The 904-nt window shown below is 36.0% G+C and carries 2 pseudogenes; both read right to left on the bottom strand.

The features are described 5' to 3' along the window. A pseudogene (locus tag ACFOUV_RS18605) lies at window positions 1–217 on the bottom strand (ATP-binding protein); the annotation flags it as partial. Beyond that, window positions 210–904 (bottom strand): annotated as a pseudogene (locus tag ACFOUV_RS18600) (IS21 family transposase); the annotation flags it as partial. The pseudogenes ACFOUV_RS18605 and ACFOUV_RS18600, both read right to left, overlap by 8 nt.

Genomic DNA, 904 nt, shown 5'->3' with positions numbered 1-904 from the left:
TATGTTCACTCCACCGGTAATCCTCTAATTCTTTTTCATTCATGAATTTCGCCTTTTTGATCAAACGCTCTCCTTTAGCTACCTCTCTATGTTCCAATTCCTGTTGTAATAAATCCGAGATATACTGCTCGGGATTCTCGAAGGGAATCTGCTCGTATATGTCTGCGACATATGCTAAACGCAACGATTTGCATTTCTCTCTAATCAAATTAGACATTCTGTACTTCCTCTCCTTTCAACGAATGGTTTAAAGGTTGAAGAGAGTCGTAGATACTCCAATTTACATCATACGGATGTGCAATCGAATCATGTAATGATTCATTTCCATTTTCTTTATCATCTACTGGTAACAATTCATAGAAACGCTCATCTATTTCTTGCATACTGTATTTTATTATTAAACTCTGTAACCAATCGACACGTTCTTTTCTGAGTTTCATTGATTCACTATTCAAAATATGCGCGATTCTTCCTGGAAGATATGGGAAGTATCTAGAATAGGTAATTGATCTTGGTTTCCTCATCCAATTTTTCAAAATGGATTGCCATGGAATTTCCCTAGAACGATTCATATATAGTCTAGGTCCCTTATAAAGCACTTCTCCTTGCGGAGAGATCACTTTAAAGTCATCCCAGTACTTAATTACATACAATTGTGTATAGTGATAACTATTCGGTATGTGGATTTCCTTTCCATCAATTCTTACCTCACCATATTTATTAGCTGAAACCAGCGTTTTATTAAATACTGGATACTCTTTCTCAGGTAATGCGAGACCATATTTCTTTTCTTCCTTTATGAGCTCAGCGATACAAATTCCCTTTTTATAATGCATTCTTAAATGATCATCCTGACAATGTTTGAACAATAACTCACGCAAGTGCGTCAAATCCTGAACAACCG

The sequence above is a fragment of the Oceanobacillus longus genome (assembly GCF_042650085.1).
Classification (GTDB): Bacteria; Bacillota; Bacilli; order Bacillales; family Amphibacillaceae; genus Oceanobacillus; species Oceanobacillus longus.
The sequence above is the reverse complement of the archived record's forward strand: the minus strand, read 5'-3'. Positions and strand labels throughout refer to the sequence as shown.